Source organism: Peribacillus frigoritolerans, assembly GCF_001636405.1.
In the GTDB taxonomy this organism is placed as follows: Bacteria; Bacillota; Bacilli; order Bacillales; family DSM-1321; genus Peribacillus; species Peribacillus frigoritolerans.
Genome location: NZ_KV440950.1, coordinates 5400060 through 5421261 on the forward strand (window position 1 = coordinate 5400060; position 21202 = coordinate 5421261).

The window sequence follows — 21202 nt, forward strand, 5'->3', positions numbered from 1 at the left end:
TTAGAAAAACAGTTTATATAAAACATATCCAACAATTAAAACAATAATTAATATTCCTGTTCCTTTCCAACCTAAACCACCAGCTAAATCTGCTAAATTTCCATTTTCAGCTCGATCAATTCCATCTCTTAATGCAACGTTCGGGTTCTTTTTAAGTTCTTCTTGTCTTAACCTCTCTCTTTTTTCTTCTGGAGTTTCTTGTCGAGTATTCAAGTCAAACACCCCCTATGATTACCGTATTCTCTAATTTCTTGGTAATACCTTCTTCCATAAACCTGCCCCGTTAGTGCCACAAGAAAAGAGCTGCCTTAAAAGACAGCTCTGATCTTCAGTTAACGCAACCGTTAGGTCAATAACAAAGCTTACCACTAAGGTTGATGAGGTGTATTTTTTTTATTATTATTTTGGTTTTATTCTCCCCTTACATATTCAGGATTAAATTCGAATGGCATAATATCTGTTTTTTTATAAGTGACGGGTTTTTCATTCGGCATCGTAAGAGTAATTTCAGTTTTTTCCTTGTTCATTTCTAACGTTAGAAATGAAGTCCTATTTGAATTTTCACTATAAATTATAGCAGTTAGCTTATTTCCAGTTGATTCGGTTAACTGCATATGCTTTACGACTTTCTCTGTTCCCTTTTTCGGAATTTTTTGCAGTATATACTTAGCAGATCCTTTGATGTCGCTGCTACCATTAATCATTATGTAATATTCACCATTTGTCCAACCGCCCGTCATATGATACCTTGGTGCATCGTAAGAAGGCTCTGTGTTCTGTTGGGGGGAATCTTGAACCTCGTTTTGTTGAGGAGTATCCACTAATTCATTTTTAAAGTCTAGTTCATTGTCACAAGCAGCAAGAATTCCTATAACCAGGAGTCCCACAGTGACTTTTTTTAAATTAAACAAAGGTATGTCCTCCTAAAAGATGAATGTAAATTTCAAACGATTAAATTATCCACCCTAACATTGAGTGTTGAAGACAATAACCTAAATATAATACCATAATAAACCAATTCCTTATACAACTATCCTGCCCCGTTAGTGCCATAAGAAAAGGCTGCCGCAGCAACCCCTGTTATTGAAGTAAAGCACCCGTTAGCTTAAGAAGAGGTTTTGATGTGGTTAACTTTTAACTTTTCCCAAGTCGATTTCCATTTCTTTTTTGTTATGCGATCTTCGTAAATTTCTACTCGCTCTTTAGTCTCTTTAAAATAAGGTGTTGGTTTTACCTCTAAATTAATAACATCATGAATTCCACAAGGTGCTGTTAATATTACATTGTCATTTTCATCTAACTTTACTCCCAAAGCTGTTGCTGTTTCTGGAAACTTCGATATAGCATCTACAGACGAACAATAAGGAGGCATATTACTTTTAACATGCATTCTCGCTTCATTCTTTACCGACCAAGGGATATTGGTTATAAGGGATTCTAGTTTTTTTTCGATTTTCTTTTCTTCATATTTATCAATATTTGTTGGATCAAAATAAATCACATCAATATCTGGAATAGATGTTCTTATGCTAAAATCGTGTAATACATCCCAGACCTTTGATCGGATAAAACCAGCACATATCCACCAATCAGGCAAATTCAATGATTTGGCAGATTCTAATATTTCCATCATCCATTTATCTTCTCTAATAAGCGAAACGATTTCTTCCTCATTTATCACTTTAAAATTACTCCTTATAAAATGTATTTTATTAGTTATTCTTTAACTTCGGATGCAAATCCTTGTTGAACTAAACGCCCCTTTAGTTCCATAAGAAAAAGCCGCCTTAAAGACAGCCCTGATCATCAGCAAACGCACCCTCATTAAGGTATGAATTACTACTTATTCCAATCCTTAGCTAACATACCGTAAACAATATGGTCAACATAATGGTCATACAACCATTCTGCTTGTCTGATACAACCTTCATTAACAAAACCCAATCTTTCAGGAATTCCTCTACTTTTCTTATTCTCCACAGCAACCCTAATTTCAACTTTATCTAGTTTCAATTCATTAAATGCATAATCAGTCAATGCCTTAGCTACTCTTGTCATAATTCCATTTCCTTGATATTCTTCTCCAAGCCAATAACCAATATATGCAGTTTTATTTGACCAATTTATTTGGTTATAACCTGCTACACCAACAATTTGTCCCTTATACATAATAACTGTATTGACACTCTTGTTTTCAGCAAAACCTTTTAAAGACATATTAATGAACCCTTTTGTATCTTCAAGTTTTGTTGTATTATCCAGCCAAGGAAGCCATTCTCGTAGATATTCTCTGGATTGATTTGTTATTTCGAAAACTCTTTCTGCATCCTTTGAGTCTAACAGTTTCAATGATAACTCCTCATCAATCTTATGTAAGAACATACTCATCCCCCAAATTTTCCTATTGGTTTATTTTGTATATTAACATATATGATTCATAGATATATCACTTTTTTCTTATGGAGCTAATCTACCCCTTTAGCTTAATAACAAAAAGGCTACATTGCCTGCTATATTCATTCAGGTTCAACAATAAAGTTTTTTACTGGCTTTACTATGACTTCTTCAATTGTAAAATTAGGAGAATCATATTTAAGATATATATGTCCTTTCCTTACGTATTCCTCAGCTTCCTCAATGGTTTTAAAGCGTTTAGCATAACCATCACCAGAGCACCTGTCCGGATAGCCTGTTGAACGTGAATCCTCATAAATATAGTATTTGAATTTATTTAAGTAATTGGACACTATGTACATTAAAATCCTCCTTAAATTCCGCGATTTATTTATCATAAAAATCCAATGTCTTTCCTTCAAGTATCCTGCCCCTTTAGTCCCATAAGAAAAAGAGCTGCCAAAGCAACTCCCTTATTGTAAGGCACCTGTTAGGATATTATTGCCTGTCATCGAGCTCTTCTATATCACTCATTATTTTTTTGTTCTTACTAAAATGAATAGCTATATATAAAAGTAAACCAAAACACCCACCAATTAGTACCTTAAAACCTGAACCAACAGCTGCCCATTCCAAGGCGTAGAAAATTATCACACCGAGAAGAACATATGAAAAAACTGTATTAATCAATATCATTCAGCCTTCTTCCTTAATTGACGTACTATATAAATTCTATTTCAAATGCATTATTCCTTGTTGAACTAACCTGCCCCGTTAGTTCCATAAAGAAAGAACTGCCTTAAGACAGCTCCGATCTTCAGATAACGCACCCTATAGTTTAAGTAGAAACCTTCACATTCTCTTATGTGTATCATAAAAAAGGATGGAGATGGAACCAATGCGATCCCATCCTAAAAATCTTTATTGATTGTGTTTCTTTTCCTCTTGTTGTTTATGCTTCTCTTCCTTTTGTTTGTGTTTCTTCTCCTCTTGTTGTTTAGGCTTCTTTTCCTCTTGTTGTTTAGGCTTCTCTTCCTCTTGTTTATGTTTTTTACCCTCTTTATTTCCACCAATATCCAATGATTTTTCTTTATTATTTTTTGTAACTGGTGGAGCTTCTTCAGGATTTGCACCTTTAATGAACAGTTCATTATTCACCCGGTATACATCACTAGGCTGCTGGAAGCTACTTTGGTCTGTTCCAAACGCTTCCAGCATGGCCTTAAACATTTGGTGCGAGATTTTAGTTGAATTTCCATCCATATAATTTCCTGGACCATTTTTAGTATATCCAGTCCAAACCGCCATAGTGTATTGCGGTGTATAACCAGCGAACCAACTATCATTTACCGCACCGGTTGGATATCCATATTGTGCTCTGGTTTTACTGTCAAAATTGGTTGTGCCAGTTTTTCCAGCCACATCTAGTCCAAGGACATTTGCTGTTTTTCCTGTACCAGATTTTACGACTGTCCGTAACATATCCGTCACCAAATAAGCTGTGTAATCATGCATAGCACGTTTTGGCTTTGGAGTTAAATTAACAACTCTGCCATCAGGATAGACAACTTTACGAACAAAATGTGGTGTATTGTATTCACCATTATTTCCAAAAGCACTATATGCCCCTGCCAACTCTAATGGATTAACCGTATTACTTCCAATCGCATATGATTCGTACACCTTATTATTATTAAAAGTAATACCCAGATTTTCTGCAAAATTTTGTGCTTTATCCATCCCTACATCTTGAAGGGTAAGAAGTGCTGGAATATTGTATGACCATTGAAGTGCTGTTCTAATCGACATCATTCCGTGATATTGATGATCCCAGTTAGAAATAGACTGACCATTTGAGTAGGTTATCTCATGATCATTAATTTGGTGTGCTGTAGACCACTTTGAATTTTCAATAGCCGGACCATAATCAAAGACTGGCTTGAAAGTAGATCCTGGTTGACGTTTAATATCAACCGCAAAGTTGTTGCCTCGGAAGGAAGCTTTATATTGGTTTCGACCGCTTCCAATAGCTCGAATTTCTCCTGTTTTTGTATCTGAAAATACGAAGGCTCCTTGAAAATTGTCATTTGGATAAGAAATAATCGTATCGGTGTTCATTATTTTGTCCGCATAGGTCTGAGCTTTTGGATCTAGCGTCGTATAAATAGATAATCCATCCGAACTGATATCTACATTTTTCAGCTTTCTTTCAACTTCTTTTACAACAGCGTCCAAAAACGCCTCGTACGGCATTCCTTGCTGTTTTGTTTTTGGAACAAGTCCTGCTGTAACTGAAACCTTCTTTGCATCCTCCAATTGCTTTTTCGTAATATACCCTTGTTTATACATAGCTTCTAAAACAATATTACGACGATTTGTTGCAGCTTTCACATGTTCTGGTTCAGTGGGATCGTAATTACTTGGACTCTGTGGGAGCCCCGCCAACATAGCGGCCTCCGGAAGCGTTAATTTATTTAGATGATCGGCATCGATTCCGTAGTAATTTTTGGCGGCAGCTGCTACACCATATGTCCCGTCTCCAAGGTATATCTTATTTAAATACATCATTAAGATTTGATGTTTGGAATACTTTTGCTCAAGCTGATATGCCAAGCTCCATTCCTGTACCTTCCGCTTTATTGTTTTCTGAGGTGACAAAAAGGAGTTTTTAATGACCTGCTGTGTAATGGTACTTCCGCCTTGAGATCCGAAATCCCCTATTAGGTTCTTGGAGATTGCTCTCGCAGTTCCTTTTATATCAATGCCATTGTGTTCATAAAAATGTACATCCTCCGTGGCAATGAAAGCATGTTCCAACATTTTTGGAACTTGAGAATACTCAATTTTTGTCCGCTTTTCTTTACCATATTCGTAAAGGAAATTCCCGTTTTTATCGTATAATTTGGTAGAAAGCGGATCGACTAGTTTTGAAGAATCTATTTTAGGTGCATCCTTAATCATTGCTGCAACCGTAACTGCCCCTATTCCAATTGAAACAACACCTAACAGTAAAAACCAAAGTAAAACTTTATTCAAGAAAGACCTTCTTTTAGGGGGATTTTTATCTTTTTTTTGATCTTGTTTTGTTTTTTCAACTTGTTTTCGTTCCTGACGAGAACGATACGTTTCTGACATTAATCTTCTCTCCCATATTCAAGTTATTCAACAAAATTTAAGAAAACTATGCAAAGAAATAACCTTTTATTTACTCAATAGCAATTGATGGTCAGTATGGTATTTATAACAATGCATTTCATGCAAAACCTGTATATAACGAATTAAGGAAGAATTTATCCTATACTCTCCTTGGTCGGTTTTCGCAATAAAGTAATCACTTCGTACTATCTCATCTTATGCATCTTGTAGAACGTATTCCTTCTTTACATCTGGCCATTTTAATATTTTTTCTCGTTTAATATCATTATCCAAGGTATAACAACAGTGACATATAGTTAACAAATAAAAAAGACAACGTACCACGCTGCCTCTTTTTGTATGGGTTAAAGAAAACGAAGAATTATTTAAACTTATCTAGTGAAATTATTCTATGTTTTAATTCTGAATTCATATCTAAAACACCTATCACAAATTGATTATCTTCCGTCAATGTTATGTATCTGAAATACTCATCATCAGAAATCAACAAATCGGTGTCATTCGTCATTTTTTCTATTTTGGCAAATACATCTTCTGTGTACTCAAGGTGAAAAAAGTCATCCAATCCCTTGCTTGAGCTACCTACCCAGGTATACAGAAAATCTTTCAGTGTGATTTGTTCAAGCATCGATAATTGTTTCTTGAATTTTAACTTATCTACTGTTACGTTTATCATCTTTCAACACTCCTTAACGAGGATTTATTATATACAATGAAGTCTCCTCCAACAATGCTATTTGTATAACAATCCGTTTACAGTTTAGTTACTATAGGGTACCGCCACATCGCCATCAAGCTAAGAAAAAGGATTATCCCCAAAACGAAAAAATATGCTATTCTTTGTAAATGCTGCTGAAAAGAAATTCCCTATCAATTTATAAATTTTAGAGAATAGGCATTTATATAAATTAGGAGGAAGAAGCCGTTGAAGACTAGTATCATCATTATCGATGACCATCAGCTTTTCCGTGAAGGCGTTAAGCGTATATTAGATTTTGAATCATCCTTTTATGTTGTTGCCGAAGGCGATGACGGAAGCGAGGCTATGGATCTTGTTAGCACACACAAACCAGATGTCGTTATCCTGGATATCAACATGCAGAATATGAACGGTATCGAAGCAACTAAAATGCTTGTAAACCGTTACCCTGAAACGAAAGTCATCATTTTATCGATTCATGATGATGAAAACCATGTACAGCATGCATTGAAAACAGGAGCACAAGGTTATCTGTTGAAAGAAATGGACGCAGATGCGTTAATTGATGCTGTTCGTGTAGTCGCAGAAGGTGGCTCATACCTTCATCCGAAGGTGACACATAATCTAGTCAAGGAATATCGCCGTTTAGCTACTGATCGTGATTCAGTGCATGCTGTAGAGATCAGAAGACCGCTTCACCTATTGACTCGACGCGAGTGTGAAGTTCTTCAAATTTTAGCATATGGAAAAAGCAACCGTGTCATCGGCGAAACTTTATATATCAGTGAAAAAACAGTAAAAAACCATGTGACGAACATTCTTCAAAAAATGGAAGTAAACGACCGTACACAAGCTGTTGTTCTAGCTATTAAAAACGGATGGGTAGAAGTGAAATAATTTCAACTTATGTTAAGTCCGGCTCTTCAGCTTTCGCAATGCGTGCTGAAGAGGCGGGCTTTTCTCACGAAACGATCCTTAGAAACAAGAACTAGCAAAATATATAGAATACTATAAAAACAAACGAATCAAAGCAAATTAAAAGGCATGAGCCCGGTACAATACCGAGCTCATGCCCAACGGGCTGCTTAACGAAATAACCTGTCTAACTTTATGGGGTCAGTTCACCGTTAAGGAATCGACTTTTTTTACTTTTTCTTAAGGAACTAAACCAGCTAATAGGGTGTCAATATCTTTCTCTAAAATTTTCATTTCCCTTATGATATACTATTTTTGTTCATGACAAATAACCCTCCAAAACCCTTTTGGAAGGATTTTTCTCTGTTTAACAAAATCGTTAATCAGACTAAATCTAGGAATGCTTCTTTTCTCTTTAATAAAGCGTAAATCCAATGAAGCAACTTATTCATACAGGCAACAATTGACACTTTGGCAGGTTTTCCTTCTGATTTTTTCTTATCATAGAATGCTTTAAGCTTTTTGTTCCTTGAACTTCTTATGCCGCATAGTACGGCAAGATACAGAGAATGACGTAGTCTGCTCGAACCTCTTTTTGTAATACGATTAATGGTTGCCGTAAACTTAATCATATATCAGGAAGTCGAGATCGAGATGATATTGGTTGGTTAACGAACGAAGCGAAGGACGCATTCAAGAAATTTACAGCTGGTGAAATTGACTCTGACGCACTGCTTAATATAATTCACCCTGGGGAATAACTTCTCTTCTTAAGGTGCAGAATATCTTTAACACACTAAAGAATTTCAAGAAAAAGTGCCTTAGTAATAAAGGGCACTTTTCTTTATTTAAAGGAACTGAATGAAATTGATTCTTTTATGTAGATTTATTATATGAATAAACGCAAAATAACACAATCCTTATCAAATCAAGGTTTAGACTAATTTTATGAGCAAAAAACAAATAAAATTATATACCATTACATATGTTTTGTGGTCAAAAAAATAGGATATCTACTTAAAGGTGGATATCCTATTTTTTCTCTCCGAATTACATTCCTATTTCCTTACATTCTGGTAAGAAGGCGAAAATAGCCCCCTAGCTTAAAATTCGATCTAATTTAGTGATCATAACGAAATTTATATTTTGATCTTTGTACCCCTGTCTGTCAGTTTTAAAACAGCGCTTTTATTTAATGAACACGCAGAGTATGAGTATCGTACGTATCCGTGAGTTCAGTTATATAATTCAAAGAAGTTAACTGTTCAACTATTTCACTTGTTTTCTGTTTTGGACTTATAACCTTAAATGTACTTTCTGGCTCAAACCTGTCACTCAACAAAGTTAAATTCTTATACTCATTTAAAATAGTCGGAATTAACTCTTCCTTATCATCTAAAAGTTCATCTGAAGTTGTTATAGAAACAGTTCCCAGATTATTTATCATTATTTCAAGGTTATTATTTTCATATACAAGCAATTCTGATGAAGAGAAAAGGCACAATTGATGGTGCTCACCGAACTGGCAGAATGATCTTTAAAAAAGCTTTAGAATTAGAAATATTAAAGAAAGATCCAACAGAATACACTCAGGTTCCTAAAAACCAAATGACCATTGAAGAGTTGGAAGGCAGGAAAAGTTTACCGAACTATTTAGAAAAAGAGGAACTCAAGCACTTCCTCAATTATAGCGAATAAGTTGGGATTGGCTCAAGATTACCCGCTCTTTTTATTAATGGCTTACACTGGTATACGTGCTGGTGAACTGTGTGCCTTAAAATGGCGTGATATTGATTTTGAAGGACAGACGATTAGCATTTCAAAAACATATTACAATCCCACTAACAACAGAAAAGAATACAAGTTATTAACACCTAAAACACCAACAGCTGTACGCATAATTGATATTGATGAAACTGTGTTAAATGAATTAAGTATGCATAAATTAGTGCAAAAACAAACAATGATGAAACACCGTGATATATACCATAATAAAGATTTTGTTTTTGCAAGCATAGATGAGGATCTACCTGGTTACCCGTTCTACATTAAAAAAATAGAGAATCGTATGAGACGGTTGTTAAAGATAGCAGCACTAAATCCTAAACTTACACCGCATTCATTACGCCATACTCATACCTCTTTATTATCTCAAGCAGGGGTAGGCCTTCCACAAATAATGGAACGGTTGGGGCACAAAGATGAAGATACAACTAAAAATGTTTATTTACATGTAACAAAAGAGATGAAAAAAGAGGCTTCCCAAAAGTTCAAAGAACTAATGGAAAACCTCTAATTTAGACCCTTAGTTAAGAAAATGTTACCCTTTTGTTACCCGACGGTTAAACTCAGAGTATATAAGGATCTAGAAATCCCATTTTTACTGGGATTCAGGAAGCATGATTACATCATGCCGCCCATTCCGCCCATTCCGCCCATGTCAGGCATGCCCATGCCGCCAGCGCCTGCAGGTTCTGGTTTGTCAGCAACGACAGCTTCTGTAGTTAAGAACATAGCTGCTACAGAACCAGCGTTTTGTAGAGCTGAACGAGTTACTTTAGTAGGATCGACGATACCTGATTCGATCATGTTCACCCATTGTCCAGTAGCTGCGTTGAAGCCAGTGCCTACTGCTTCGCCTTTAAGGCGCTCTACGATTACAGAGCCTTCAAGTCCAGCGTTGTGAGCGATTTGACGAACAGGCTCTTCGATGGCACGAAGAACGATTTTCACGCCTGTTGCTACGTCGCCTTCCGCTTGAATTTCAGCGATTTTATTGTATACGTTAAGAAGTGCTGTACCACCACCGGCTACGATACCTTCTTCAACAGCGGCACGAGTGGAGTTCAATGCATCTTCAATACGAAGTTTACGTTCTTTCAATTCTGTTTCAGTAGCTGCACCGACTTTGATTACCGCTACGCCACCAGCTAATTTAGCAAGGCGTTCTTGTAATTTTTCACGGTCGAATTCAGAAGTTGTTTCTTCTAATTGAACACGGATTTGGTTTACACGAGCTTGGATTTGAGCTGTATCTCCAGATCCTTCAACGATCGTTGTATTTTCTTTCGTAACAACCACTTTAGACGCACGGCCTAATGAATCGATTGTTGCAGATTTAAGATCAAGTCCGATTTCTTCAGTGATTACTTCGCCGCCTGTAAGAGCTGCGATGTCTTCAAGCATTGCTTTACGACGGTCACCGAATCCAGGAGCTTTAACCGCAACAGCGTTGAATGTTCCACGAAGTTTGTTCACAACAAGAGTTGCAAGCGCTTCGCCTTCTACATCTTCAGCAATCAATAATAGCGGTTTTCCTTGTTGTACAACTTGCTCAAGTACAGGAAGGATTTCTTGGATATTCGTGATTTTTTTATCAGTGATCAAGATATATGGATTCTCAAGGACAGCTTCCATTTTATCTGAATCAGTAACCATGTATGGAGATGCATATCCGCGATCGAATTGCATACCTTCTACTACGTCCAACTCAGTTGTGAAACCTTTAGACTCTTCGATTGTGATGACGCCGTCGTTACCAACGCGCTCCATTGCTTCCGCAATCAGTTGGCCCACTTCTTCATCAGCTGAAGAGATGGCAGCAACTTGTGCGATTGATTCTTTGTTTTCAACAGGTTTGGAAATGGCTTTCAATTCTGCAATTGCTGAATTGACCGCTTTCTCGATTCCTTTACGGATACCCATTGGGTTCGCACCAGCTGTTACGTTTTTAAGACCTTCACGGATCATCGCTTGCGCAAGAACCGTTGCAGTAGTTGTACCGTCACCAGCTACGTCGTTTGTTTTGCTTGCTACTTCAGCAACCAATTTCGCACCCATGTTTTCGAATGCATCTTCCAATTCGATTTCTTTAGCGATCGTCACACCGTCATTTGTGATAAGCGGCGAACCGAATTTTTTCTCAAGAACCACGTTACGACCTTTTGGTCCAAGCGTTACTTTAACTGCATCTGCAAGTGCGTCCACACCACGAAGCATGGAGCGGCGAGCTTCTTCACTAAATTTAATTTCTTTAGCCATTTATAAGTACCTCCCTAAAATTTAAGAAAATTTTCGTTCAGTTAAGTATGATGTATAATTAGCCGATAACAGCTAGAATGTCGCTTTCACGTAAAATTAAGTATTCAGTGTCTTCGTATTTAACTTCAGTACCTGCATATTTTGAGAAGATAATTAGATCGCCTTGGGCAACCTCTAAAGCAACACGTTCGCCATTTTCAAGGACACGGCCAGTACCAACTGCTACTACCTTACCTTCTTGTGGCTTTTCTTTAGCAGTATCAGGAAGAACAATACCGCTTGCAGTTTTTTCTTCAGTTTGAACTAGTTCAATAATAACGCGATCACCTAATGGTTTTAACAAGTGAAACAACCTCCTCATATTCTCTTGATAATTTGTTTCATGATTATTAGCACTCTTCATCATCGAGTGCTAACACATTTATAATATTAAATAAACCGAGCCTTTTTTGCAAGTATCTTATTGAAAATTTTTTATTAATTTCTGATAAATTACGGGTAAACTACATTAGCATAATGATTTCCTAAACATAGTCATTGAAATGTCATGTTAGGGGTACCTTTAAGTGGTGTTCTGCCCCAATTTTTGATACCATTTTGTAGTATGCGTTTATAGATTGTCCCCATGTCAGTAACGTTCCAAGCGGATGGGTGACTATAAAGGAGTTTTCATTTTTGAAAAAAGAATATTGGTTCGTCATCATCATTTATATTGCCATGCAATTATCCAGTATTGTCGGGGTACCCATTTTCATGCTGATCGGGTCTTATACCGGAATGCCGGCTGATGAACTCGAAGTGAAATCTGCAGCATACTGGATAGTTTTCAGTTTTCTCGCTGCTTTATTCTTGATTCTTTTTTTAATGAGAAAAGATATGAGGGAAAAGCTGGACACGAGAAACCAAACTTCCGTATCCATGTCGATATTATGGGCGATTGCAGGAGTGTTCATGGCTCTTTTTGCGCAAAGCATTGCCGGAAGCATTGAACAAATGCTTGGGGTGGAGTCTGAATCTGAAAATACGCAGCAACTCATTTCACTCATTTACAAAGTCCCCATGGTCATTTTCGTCACTTCAGTAATTGGACCTATATTGGAAGAATTAATTTTCCGTAAAATTATTTTCGGATCACTTCATAAACGCTTTAACTTCTTTATTTCAGCTTTAATCAGCTCAGTTATTTTCGGCTTGGCGCATGGTGAATTTGAACATCTTCTTTTATATACGGCAATGGGCTTCACTTTTGCTTTCCTTTATGCGAAAACAGGCCGCATTCTCGTATCCATGAGCGCTCATATTGCGATGAACACGCTTGTTATCATCCTTCAAGTGGTATATCGGGAGGATATTGAGAAGATGCTAGATACTGCACAGGCCTTCATCGGAGGTTTATTATGAAACGTCAATCACCATTATTCATGGGCATCATTTATGCAGGCTTAGGAGCTCTTTTTACCGCTATCGCAATTCAAACCGTCAATTCTTCAGGATGGGGACTCTTTGCCTACATACTTGTCCTTATTGCGACTCTTGATTTTGGATCGGGATTACGCATGATCATGCTGCACTTTAAGATTAAAGCCGCACAAAAAAATAAGAAAAAATGAAAAAACGCTGCATAAATGCAGCGTTTTTTCATTCCTCCAAAGCGGCTTCTTCCACTACCGGATAATGTTTCAGGAAGTAGATGAGCGACTGAAGTTCCACGGCCAGGTCAATGTGGTGGACCCTTATGGATGGCGGCACGGTCAGCCGTGCAGGTGTGAAATTCAATATTCCTTTTATGTCAGCTTTGACTAGACGATCGGTTATCGTCTGGGCTACCTGTGCAGGCACTGTCAATATCGCTGCAGTAATATTATTTTCCTGCAATAGTGTATCGATTTGATCCATATGGTAGATGGGCACATCAGCTATTCGCTTGCCGACCTTTTCTTCAGAAACTTCGAAAGCCATTTCAATTTTTGTATTATTATTTTTCATGAAATTGTAATTTAAAAAAGCGGTTCCTAAATTTCCCACTCCGATTAAAGCCACTTTGGTCAATTCATCTTGATCAAGGGTTTTTCTGAAGAAGGATAATAAATAATTGACATTGTAGCCGTAGCCTTTTTTCCCAAGCGCTCCAAAGTAGGAAAAATCACGGCGAATGGTAGCAGAATCCACTTTTACGGCTTCACTTAGCTCAGCCGAGGAAACTCTTTGTTTGCCTGAGGAATGTAAGTTCTTTAAAAATCGATAATACAATGGCAACCTTTTGGCTGTTGCCTGCGGTATCTTTGGGTCATGGTTCATTGTTCTTCCCCGCCTTCACACATGCTTTTCAACTTAATCTCTATCTGTTCGTTTTACTTGCCTTTTATAATCGCTACTAGACACTCCGCCTTTTTTCTCCACTAAGAATGTAGGCCCGATCACCATTCCCTTATCAATGGCCTTACACATGTCATAAACAGTCAAGGCAGTCACGGATGCAGCTGTTAACGCTTCCATTTCCACACCTGTACTCCCTTTTGTCTTAGCTTCCGTTTCAATCCTAAGCCTATATCCTTGTTCTTCTTTTTCCCAATCAAAGGCTATATTGACCCCTTGCAGAGCAATGGGATGGCACATCGGAATTATATTGGATGTATTTTTGCTGGCCATGATTCCTGCAACTTGTGCAACAGCCAGTACATCACCTTTTTTCATTTTATGGTTCGTGACCAATTCATATATTTCGTCATTCAATAAAATGCTCGACTGAGCCACTGCCGTCCGGGTTGTTTCAGGCTTAGCACTCACATCGACCATTTTGGCCCTGCCCTGTTCATTAAAATGCGTTAAGTCTCCCATTTAAGTAACCCCTCCTAAATCATACACTATTATTCCACTTTATGTAATAGCTTTTCTTTCAGCTTGGAACCAAGCTGTTGCCGATAATAACTAATATACGTTAAACTAACAGTAATCAATTGAGGTGAAATCTATGATTTTATTACAAATCAATCAACTATCGAAATATTATGGAGCTGAACTTATTTTATCAAATATGAAGCTCGAAGTTCAAAATAAAGATCGAATTGCCCTTGTCGGCCGAAATGGCGCCGGCAAATCCACCCTGCTAAAAATCATAGCCGGGCAGCTTTCCCATGATGGCGGTGAAATAATCAAACCAAAAGGCGTCACCATCGGCTATATGGCCCAGGATACTGGATTGGAATCCGAACTGACAATTTGGGATGAAATGCTTACTGTATTCACTGATCTTATAGAGCAGGAAAAGGAATTGCGTCGCCTTGAGGCTGATATGGCCAGACCTGACATCTTTGAAAACGAAACGGTTTACCAAAAAGTGCTGAATGAATACGACACTTTGATGGTAGCATTCAAAGAGAAGGGCGGTTATCAATATGAAGCGGATATCCGTTCCGTATTGCATGGTCTTCAGTTTGCCGACTTTGACTATTCTACCCCAATTTCCACTTTAAGCGGCGGGCAAAAAACAAGACTTGCATTAGGTAAGCTGCTTTTAAGGAAACCGGATATATTGATTCTGGATGAGCCGACGAACCATTTGGATATCGAAACCCTCTCTTGGCTTGAACAATATTTACAAGGCTACCAGGGAGCTGTCCTCATTGTTTCCCATGACCGCTATTTTTTAGATAAAGTAGTAAACCTGGTATATGAGATTTCCCGGAATAACATGAAAAAATACCATGGTAATTATAGTTCTTACCTAGAGGGAAAAGCGGAAGATTATGAGCGGGACATGAAACTGTTCGAGAAACAGCAAGGGGAAATCGAAAAGCTTCGCGATTTTGTCCAACGTAATATCACAAGGGCTTCCACAACGAAAAGAGCACAAAGCAGACGTAAACAGCTCGAAAAGATGGATGTACTGGACAAGCCGCAAGGTGATGAAAAGTCCGCGAATTTTTCTTTCCAGATTGAAAGGCAAAGCGGAAATGAAGTACTCCACCTCCAGGACCTGGCTATCGGATACGAAGGGGAAACGGTATCAAAGAATATTAATTCCCGGATGACAAAAGGAGAGAGCATAGCTCTTGTCGGCCCAAATGGAGTTGGAAAATCAACTTTATTGAAAACGATCATTTCCAAGCTGCCTGCCCTTTCTGGGGATTTCCGTTTTGGAACGAACGTAGAAGTCAGCTACTACGATCAAGAACAGGCTAACCTTGTTTCCAATAAACGCGTACTCAATGAATTATGGGACGACTATCCCCTTAAACCGGAAAAGGACATTCGCACCGTACTCGGTAATTTCCTATTTAGCGGGGACGATGTTTTGAAAACCGTTTCCACACTAAGCGGGGGCGAAAAGGCTCGGCTTGCCCTAGCCAAAATGATGATGCAAAAAGGCAATTTTTTAATTCTTGATGAACCAACGAACCATTTGGACCTCGATAGTAAATTGGTACTTGAAAATGCATTAATTGATTATCCGGGAACTATTCTATTCGTCTCACATGACCGTTATTTCATAAATCGGATAGCAACGAAAGTGATAGAGCTCTCCAAAGACGGCAACGAAGAATTCCTCGGTGATTATGATTACTATCTAGAGAAGAAACAGGAGCAAGCGGAAATCCAAGCACTTGAACAGCAGGATCAGGCTAAATCTTTAGATGCAGCTGTAGAAAAAACAAATTACAAAATTGATAAAGAAGCAAAAAAAGCTGAACGCCAGCGAAAACGGCGCATTGAGGAAATCGAGGCAGCCATGGAGCTTCTTGAAACCGAAATAAACGAATATAATGACCTCCTATGTGATCCAAATGTTTTTCAGGACCACGAAAAGGTAATGGAAGTCCAAACAAAACTTGATCATGCACAAGAGAGTTTGGATCAGCTTCTCGAAGAATGGGCTGAACTGGAAGAATGAAAAAGACCGAGTCAATTGACTCGGTCTTTTTCTTTTCCAACCAAAGTGTCGCTTGAAAGTTATCCACAAACTTGTTAACAAACCACTTACCGCTCATTAGCCATTAATTTGAGTTATACACATTATCCACAGAAACATATCCACTTATCCACAAAAACACCACTTTATACACATGCAGGATGATTATCAAAAAAACTTTATCCACAGAATATTCTATTATTTCATTAACACGATAAAAAGACAGGATGCCAAAGTGAGGGATCCTGTCTTCTCGTCCATTAAAATGCTTCTATATCCAATCCAGGATTTCCGTTCAAATCCAAACCGGATCGCTTTCCCTTTTTAAACATGACACTGCCAGCAGCACCAATCATGGCAGCATTGTCGGTACAAAGGTATAGGGGCGGAATGGATATATCCATAGGTAAATCCTTAAAAGCTTCCGTTAATGCTTCCCTAAGGCCTTTATTAGCCGCAACTCCTCCAGCAAGCAATACCTGTTTCACATTATATTCCTTTGCAGCCTTCACAGCTTTCATTACAAGCACTTCAATCACGCTTGCTTGGAAGCTTGCCGCTAAATCTTTAGGTTCAATTTTTTCCCCGCGCTGTTCTGCATTATGCAAAGTGTTGATTACCGCTGATTTTAACCCGCTGAAAGAAAAGTCATAGCTGCCATCCAACCATGCCCTAGGCAGTTTCAAAGATGGTGAGCCTTCTTGCGCAAGCCTATCGATATGAGGCCCGCCAGGATAAGGGAGCCCCAAGGTTCGAGCCACTTTATCATACGCCTCTCCTGCTGCATCATCCCGCGTCTCCCCGATGACCTTGAAAGAACCCGGTTCTTCTAAAAGCACCAATTCTGTATGGCCTCCCGAAACGACTAAAGAAAGCGCAGGATATTCAATCTCCTGAATAAGCCGATTTGCATAGATATGACCTGCGATATGATGCGTACCGATAATTGGTATTCCATGTGCGAAAGCTACAGCCTTCGCCGCATTCACACCTATTAATAGTGCCCCTACAAGGCCGGGACCTTCTGTAACGGCAATGGCATCCAAGTCTTCATATGTCACACCCGCTTGCAGCAGTGCTTCTTCAAGAACAATAGTAATTTGTTCTACATGATGACGGGAAGCTATTTCCGGAACGACACCGCCAAAACGTTTATGACTTTCTATTTGTGAAGCCACGACATTACTCAGTATTTCCGTTCCATTTTTTATGACGGCTGCAGCAGTTTCATCACAGCTTGTTTCAATTCCTAATATAATTTGTTCCTTTTTCATGAAAAATTCACCCACATAACATAAGCATCCTCTTGATTGTCTGTATAATAATTCTTTCGGATTCCGCCCTTTTGGAAACCAAGTTTTTCATAAAGCGAAATGGCTACGACATTACTGACACGGACCTCTAGTGTCATCCTCACCACACCCATTGAAATGGAGATTTCAATCATCTTCCTGAGCAAAGCTTCTCCAAGCTTTTGCCCTCTGTATTCTGGTAATATCGCAATATTGGTGATGTGCGATTCATCAATGACGATCCAGGCACCGCAATAACCGGCAATTTTCCCTTCATCCTCTATCACCATGTATACAGCATATTGATTATGATTCAATTCATTAAAAAAAGCTTCCCGGCTCCAAGGCAAAGTAAAGGACTGCTTTTCCACGTTAAGCACTTGGTCGATATCTGCCGTATTCATCTTTCGGAATGTCAATGTTTTACTCATAATGATCGTCGCTTTCCTTGTTTATTTCCCCTGCTGTTCAAGCCACTTAGCTTCTGCTTCAGCCATGCGGATATAATTCGGTACAAATTGGTGAACATCCACTTCAGCCTTATCAAGACCAATGAAGGCCAGTTCACTTGGCCTTGAATTATAAGACTGTACTGGAGCAAATACCGCTAATTCACCTAATGCATCGGTAATTGCAACCCGATGGATGTCAACATCTTGACCAACAAATAAAACAGGACGATTTAATTCCTTCAATTGATTCGCCCACTCAGAGGATAGAATATTACAATCTTCAATGACTGTCTTTAAAGAATCCTTTTCCATTTCATATAAACCAGTATAAATCTGCCCTCTTCTTGCATCGAACAAGGGAGATATCAACCCGTTAAAATAACGTCCATTAGCTGCTAAAACCTCTAAGCTGGAAACACCTGATAACGGAATCTGAAGCGTCCAGGCCAAGCTTTTCGCTATCGTCACTCCAATCCTGACCCCTGTATAGGAGCCTGGACCTTGAGCGACCACTATCTTAGTCAATTCCTTCGGTTTAGTATCGCAGTCCCTCAACAGTGTTTCAATTGCTGGCATTACCCGCACCGAATGATTTTTCTTTAGGTTCGTCGTATACTCACCAATTACTTGATTCCCGTTTACAAGTGCAATCCCTAATGTGAAATTCGATGTATCTATAGCTAAAACCTTCATCAAATAATCTCCTTACATAACTTTACATATCGTTCGCCTTTGGCTTCCAAAACAATACGCCGGCTTGTATCGCCCAAACGATAGATATAAATGGTCAAGATTTCCTCTGGGAGGTGATCCTTTATTAAATGGGCCCATTCAACGACAGTCACACCATCACCATCAAAATATTCATCAAATCCTAAATCTTCTTCCGATTCACTTACCCGATAGACATCCATATGATACAAAGGCAAGCGACCCATGTACTCCTTTATTATCGTAAAGGTAGGGCTATTCACCATTCTGGTAACACCCAATCCTTTAGCCAGCCCTTTTGTGAATGCCGTCTTCCCTGCACCCAAGTCACCTTCTAGAGCCAGCACATCTCCACTGGAAAGCTTTTGTGCCAATTTGTGCGCAAATTGCGCTGTTTCTTCCTCATTCTGAGAAATCCATTCAACATGTTGCATATATCAATCACCTTTATCATTATTAGGAAAACGTCCGTCCTATAGTTCATGTCGAGAACCATAAACGCAATATTATGGAACAAAAACCATTCTATATGTAGTTTACCTTGTTTCAAAAGAAGAAACAAATAAGTTAAGGACATATTCTTCGAATATCAGATAAAACAAAAAAACGAAACCTAAGTTTCGTTTTTTTCATGATTGCGGGGACAGGATTTGAACCTGCGACCTTCGGGTTATGAGCCCGACGAGCTACCGGACTGCTCCACCCCGCGACGGTATAAATGTTTCTTTTATAAATATAGTATTCCCGTTTATTCAAAAAGAATACAAAGATTATAGCTTGGCGGCGTCCTACTCTCACAGGGGGAAACCCCCAACTACCATTGGCGCTGAAGAGCTTAACTGCCGTGTTCGGAATGGGAACGGGTGTGACCTCTTCGCTATCGCCACCAAACATTTAATCTTTTAGCACATTTATTATCATAACATGTATGAAGTCAAAATGCAAGAAGAAATTTTCATTCCTTCAAAACTAGATAATAAGAAGAAGGTATTTCATTTTTTTTAAAGCGTTGGTTAAGTCCTCGATCTATTAGTATCAGTCAGCTCCACATGTCACCATGCTTCCACCTCTGACCTATCAACCTGATCATCTTTCAGGGATCTTACTAGCTTGCGCCATGGGAAATCTCATCTTGAGGGGGGCTTCATGCTTAGATGCTTTCAGCACTTATCCCGTCCGCACGTAGCTACCCAGCTATGCCTTTGGCAAGACAACTGGTACACCAGCGGTGCGTCCATCCCGGTCCTCTCGTACTAAGGACAGCTCCTCTCAAATTTCCTGCGCCCGCGACGGATAGGGACCGAACTGTCTCACGACGTTCTGAACCCAGCTCGCGTACCGCTTTAATGGGCGAACAGCCCAACCCTTGGGACCGACTACAGCCCCAGGATGCGATGAGCCGACATCGAGGTGCCAAACCTCCCCGTCGATGTGGACTCTTGGGGGAGATAAGCCTGTTATCCCCGGGGTAGCTTTTATCCGTTGAGCGATGGCCCTTCCATGCGGAACCACCGGATCACTAAGCCCGACTTTCGTCCCTGCTCGACTTGTAGGTCTCGCAGTCAAGCTCCCTTGTGCCTTTACACTCTACGAATGATTTCCAACCATTCTGAGGGAACCTTTGGGCGCCTCCGTTACTCTTTAGGAGGCGACCGCCCCAGTCAAACTGCCCACCTGACACTGTCTCCCACCCCGATAAGGGGCGCGGGTTAGAATTTCAATACAGCCAGGGTAGTATCCCACCAACGCCTCCACCGAAGCTGGCGCTCCGGCTTCTCAGGCTCCTACCTATCCTGTACAAGCTGTACCAAAATTCAATATCAGGCTGCAGTAAAGCTCCACGGGGTCTTTCCGTCCTGTCGCGGGTAACCTGCATCTTCACAGGTACTATAATTTCACCGAGTCTCTCGTTGAGACAGTGCCCAGATCGTTACACCTTTCGTGCGGGTCGGAACTTACCCGACAAGGAATTTCGCTACCTTAGGACCGTTATAGTTACGGCCGCCGTTTACTGGGGCTTCGGTTCAAAGCTTCGCTTGCGCTAACCTCTCCCCTTAACCTTCCAGCACCGGGCAGGTGTCAGCCCCTATACTTCGCCTTGCGGCTTCGCAGAGACCTGTGTTTTTGCTAAACAGTCGCCTGGGCCTATTCACTGCGGCTTTTCTGGGCTATTCACCCTAAAAAGCACCCCTTCTCCCGAAGTTACGGGGTCATTTTGCCGAGTTCCTTAACGAGAGTTCTCTCGCACACCTTAGGATTCTCTCCTCGCCTACCTGTGTCGGTTTGCGGTACGGGCACCTTACATCTCACTAGAGGCTTTTCTTGGCAGCGTGGAATCAGGAACTTCGGTACTATATTTCCCTCGCCATCACAGCTCCGCCTTAATGGAAACGGGATTTGCCTCGTTTCCGGCCTAACTGCTTGGACGCGCATATCCAACAGCGCGCTTACCCTATCCTTCTGCGTCCCCCCATCGTTCAAACGATGTATAGGTGGTACAGGAATATCAACCTGTTGTCCATCGCCTACGCCTTTCGGCCTCGGCTTAGGTCCCGACTAACCCTGAGCGGACGAGCCTTCCTCAGGAAACCTTAGGCATTCGGTGGAAGGGATTCTCACCCTTCTTTCGCTA

22 protein-coding genes, 1 tRNA gene, 2 rRNA genes and 2 pseudogenes (1 of these 27 running past the window's edge) are annotated in these 21202 nt (G+C 39.6%); 7 read left to right on the forward strand and 20 right to left on the reverse strand.

Features of this window, described 5'->3' with window-relative positions; all coding sequences use genetic code 11:
- The 8 genes from A6755_RS25335 to A6755_RS25370 form a co-directional block, all read right to left on the reverse strand.
- Positions 1-213, reverse strand: a complete 213-nt coding sequence (locus A6755_RS25335; protein WP_048685394.1) for a DUF6366 family protein — start codon at positions 211-213, stop codon at positions 1-3.
- Between the two features lie 197 nt (positions 214-410).
- Positions 411-911: a hypothetical protein gene (locus tag A6755_RS25340; protein ID WP_063592354.1), complete on the reverse strand. Its 501-nt coding sequence runs from the start codon at positions 909-911 to the stop codon at positions 411-413.
- 194 nt (positions 912-1105) lie between these two features.
- The gene (locus tag A6755_RS25345; RefSeq protein WP_063592688.1) at positions 1106-1633 is read right to left on the reverse strand and encodes a nucleotidyltransferase family protein; all 528 of its coding nucleotides are present in this window, start codon (positions 1631-1633) and stop codon (positions 1106-1108) included.
- A gap of 206 nt (positions 1634-1839) precedes the next feature.
- Entirely contained in the window at positions 1840-2382 is a 543-nt protein-coding gene (locus A6755_RS25350) for a GNAT family N-acetyltransferase (RefSeq protein WP_063592355.1), read from the reverse strand.
- Between the two features lie 134 nt (positions 2383-2516).
- The gene (locus tag A6755_RS25355) at positions 2517-2756 is read right to left on the reverse strand and encodes a hypothetical protein (RefSeq protein ID WP_063592356.1); all 240 of its coding nucleotides are present in this window, start codon (positions 2754-2756) and stop codon (positions 2517-2519) included.
- Positions 2757-2892: 136 nt separating this feature from the next.
- Positions 2893-3090 carry a hypothetical protein gene (locus A6755_RS25360; protein ID WP_034304685.1) on the reverse strand — a complete coding sequence of 66 codons (198 nt, stop codon included), beginning with the start codon at positions 3088-3090 and terminating at the stop codon, positions 2893-2895.
- Between the two features lie 225 nt (positions 3091-3315).
- On the reverse strand, positions 3316-5529 hold the full coding sequence (locus A6755_RS25365) for a transglycosylase domain-containing protein (protein WP_063592357.1): 2214 nt from the start codon (positions 5527-5529) through the stop codon (positions 3316-3318).
- Between the two features lie 382 nt (positions 5530-5911).
- Positions 5912-6226, reverse strand: coding sequence for a hypothetical protein (locus A6755_RS25370; protein ID WP_063592358.1), 315 nt, complete (start codon positions 6224-6226; stop codon positions 5912-5914).
- Between the two features lie 249 nt (positions 6227-6475).
- Here A6755_RS25370 and A6755_RS25375 point away from each other — a divergent pair, with 249 nt between their 5' ends.
- Both A6755_RS25375 and A6755_RS28180 read left to right on the forward strand, forming a co-directional pair.
- Entirely contained in the window at positions 6476-7147 is a 672-nt protein-coding gene (locus A6755_RS25375; RefSeq protein ID WP_063592359.1) for a response regulator, read from the forward strand.
- A gap of 82 nt (positions 7148-7229) precedes the next feature.
- Positions 7230-7339, forward strand: a pseudogene (locus A6755_RS28180) (IS3 family transposase); the annotation flags it as partial.
- 209 nt (positions 7340-7548) lie between these two features.
- On the opposite strand, the pseudogene A6755_RS26835 reads toward A6755_RS28180, so the two are convergent.
- Positions 7549-7791, reverse strand: a pseudogene (locus A6755_RS26835) (IS110 family transposase); the annotation flags it as partial.
- Positions 7792-8650: 859 nt separating this feature from the next.
- Here A6755_RS26835 and A6755_RS27850 point away from each other — a divergent pair.
- Together A6755_RS27850 and A6755_RS25390 are read left to right on the forward strand one after the other, a co-directional pair.
- Complete coding sequence (locus tag A6755_RS27850; protein WP_063592361.1) at positions 8651-8863, forward strand: hypothetical protein; 213 nt, start codon at positions 8651-8653, stop codon at positions 8861-8863.
- 7 nt (positions 8864-8870) lie between these two features.
- A complete protein-coding gene (locus A6755_RS25390; RefSeq protein WP_244889720.1) occupies positions 8871-9461 on the forward strand; it encodes a site-specific integrase in 591 nt (196 codons plus the stop codon).
- 107 nt (positions 9462-9568) lie between these two features.
- On the opposite strand, the gene groL is transcribed toward A6755_RS25390, so the two are convergent.
- Both groL and groES read right to left on the reverse strand, forming a co-directional pair.
- Positions 9569-11206 carry a chaperonin GroEL gene (gene groL / locus A6755_RS25395; protein ID WP_053533467.1) on the reverse strand — a complete coding sequence of 546 codons (1638 nt, stop codon included), beginning with the start codon at positions 11204-11206 and terminating at the stop codon, positions 9569-9571.
- Positions 11207-11264: 58 nt separating this feature from the next.
- The gene (groES, locus tag A6755_RS25400) at positions 11265-11549 is read right to left on the reverse strand and encodes a co-chaperone GroES (RefSeq protein ID WP_034306337.1); all 285 of its coding nucleotides are present in this window, start codon (positions 11547-11549) and stop codon (positions 11265-11267) included.
- A gap of 332 nt (positions 11550-11881) precedes the next feature.
- Here groES and A6755_RS25405 point away from each other — a divergent pair, with 332 nt between their 5' ends.
- Both A6755_RS25405 and A6755_RS25410 read left to right on the forward strand, forming a co-directional pair.
- Positions 11882-12607 carry a CPBP family intramembrane glutamic endopeptidase gene (locus A6755_RS25405; protein ID WP_063592363.1) on the forward strand — a complete coding sequence of 242 codons (726 nt, stop codon included), beginning with the start codon at positions 11882-11884 and terminating at the stop codon, positions 12605-12607.
- The gene (locus tag A6755_RS25410; protein WP_034306342.1) at positions 12604-12816 is read left to right on the forward strand and encodes a YdiK family protein; all 213 of its coding nucleotides are present in this window, start codon (positions 12604-12606) and stop codon (positions 12814-12816) included. Before A6755_RS25405 ends, A6755_RS25410 begins: the two co-directional genes overlap by 4 nt.
- 28 nt (positions 12817-12844) lie before the next feature.
- On the opposite strand, the gene A6755_RS25415 is transcribed toward A6755_RS25410, so the two are convergent.
- Together A6755_RS25415 and moaC are read right to left on the reverse strand one after the other, a co-directional pair.
- Positions 12845-13504 (reverse strand): redox-sensing transcriptional repressor Rex, encoded by a 660-nt coding sequence (locus A6755_RS25415; protein ID WP_034306345.1) that lies wholly within the window; start codon positions 13502-13504, stop codon positions 12845-12847.
- A 33-nt stretch (positions 13505-13537) separates the two neighbouring features.
- On the reverse strand, positions 13538-14044 hold the full coding sequence (moaC, locus tag A6755_RS25420; RefSeq protein WP_063592364.1) for a cyclic pyranopterin monophosphate synthase MoaC: 507 nt from the start codon (positions 14042-14044) through the stop codon (positions 13538-13540).
- Between the two features lie 133 nt (positions 14045-14177).
- Between moaC and A6755_RS25425 the strand changes: the two genes are divergently transcribed.
- Positions 14178-16097: an ABC transporter ATP-binding protein gene (locus tag A6755_RS25425; RefSeq protein ID WP_063592365.1), complete on the forward strand. Its 1920-nt coding sequence runs from the start codon at positions 14178-14180 to the stop codon at positions 16095-16097.
- Positions 16098-16375: 278 nt separating this feature from the next.
- Here the strand turns inward: A6755_RS25425 and tsaD are convergent, their stop codons facing one another.
- From tsaD to A6755_RS25460, 7 genes are all read right to left on the reverse strand, one after another.
- A complete protein-coding gene (gene tsaD / locus A6755_RS25430; protein ID WP_063592689.1) occupies positions 16376-17389 on the reverse strand; it encodes a tRNA (adenosine(37)-N6)-threonylcarbamoyltransferase complex transferase subunit TsaD in 1014 nt (337 codons plus the stop codon).
- Positions 17386-17838, reverse strand: coding sequence for a ribosomal protein S18-alanine N-acetyltransferase (rimI, locus tag A6755_RS25435; RefSeq protein ID WP_034306352.1), 453 nt, complete (start codon positions 17836-17838; stop codon positions 17386-17388). Before rimI ends, tsaD begins: the two co-directional genes overlap by 4 nt.
- 21 nt (positions 17839-17859) lie before the next feature.
- A complete protein-coding gene (gene tsaB / locus A6755_RS25440; RefSeq protein WP_053533462.1) occupies positions 17860-18552 on the reverse strand; it encodes a tRNA (adenosine(37)-N6)-threonylcarbamoyltransferase complex dimerization subunit type 1 TsaB in 693 nt (230 codons plus the stop codon).
- Positions 18552-19004, reverse strand: coding sequence for a tRNA (adenosine(37)-N6)-threonylcarbamoyltransferase complex ATPase subunit type 1 TsaE (gene tsaE, locus A6755_RS25445; protein WP_034306358.1), 453 nt, complete (start codon positions 19002-19004; stop codon positions 18552-18554). Before tsaE ends, tsaB begins: the two co-directional genes overlap by 1 nt.
- 201 nt (positions 19005-19205) lie before the next feature.
- Positions 19206-19279 (reverse strand) — tRNA-Met (locus tag A6755_RS25450).
- Between the two features lie 66 nt (positions 19280-19345).
- Positions 19346-19461, reverse strand: a 5S ribosomal RNA gene (gene rrf / locus A6755_RS25455).
- Between the two features lie 118 nt (positions 19462-19579).
- Positions 19580-21202 (reverse strand): 23S ribosomal RNA (locus A6755_RS25460) (it continues 1310 nt past the right edge of the window).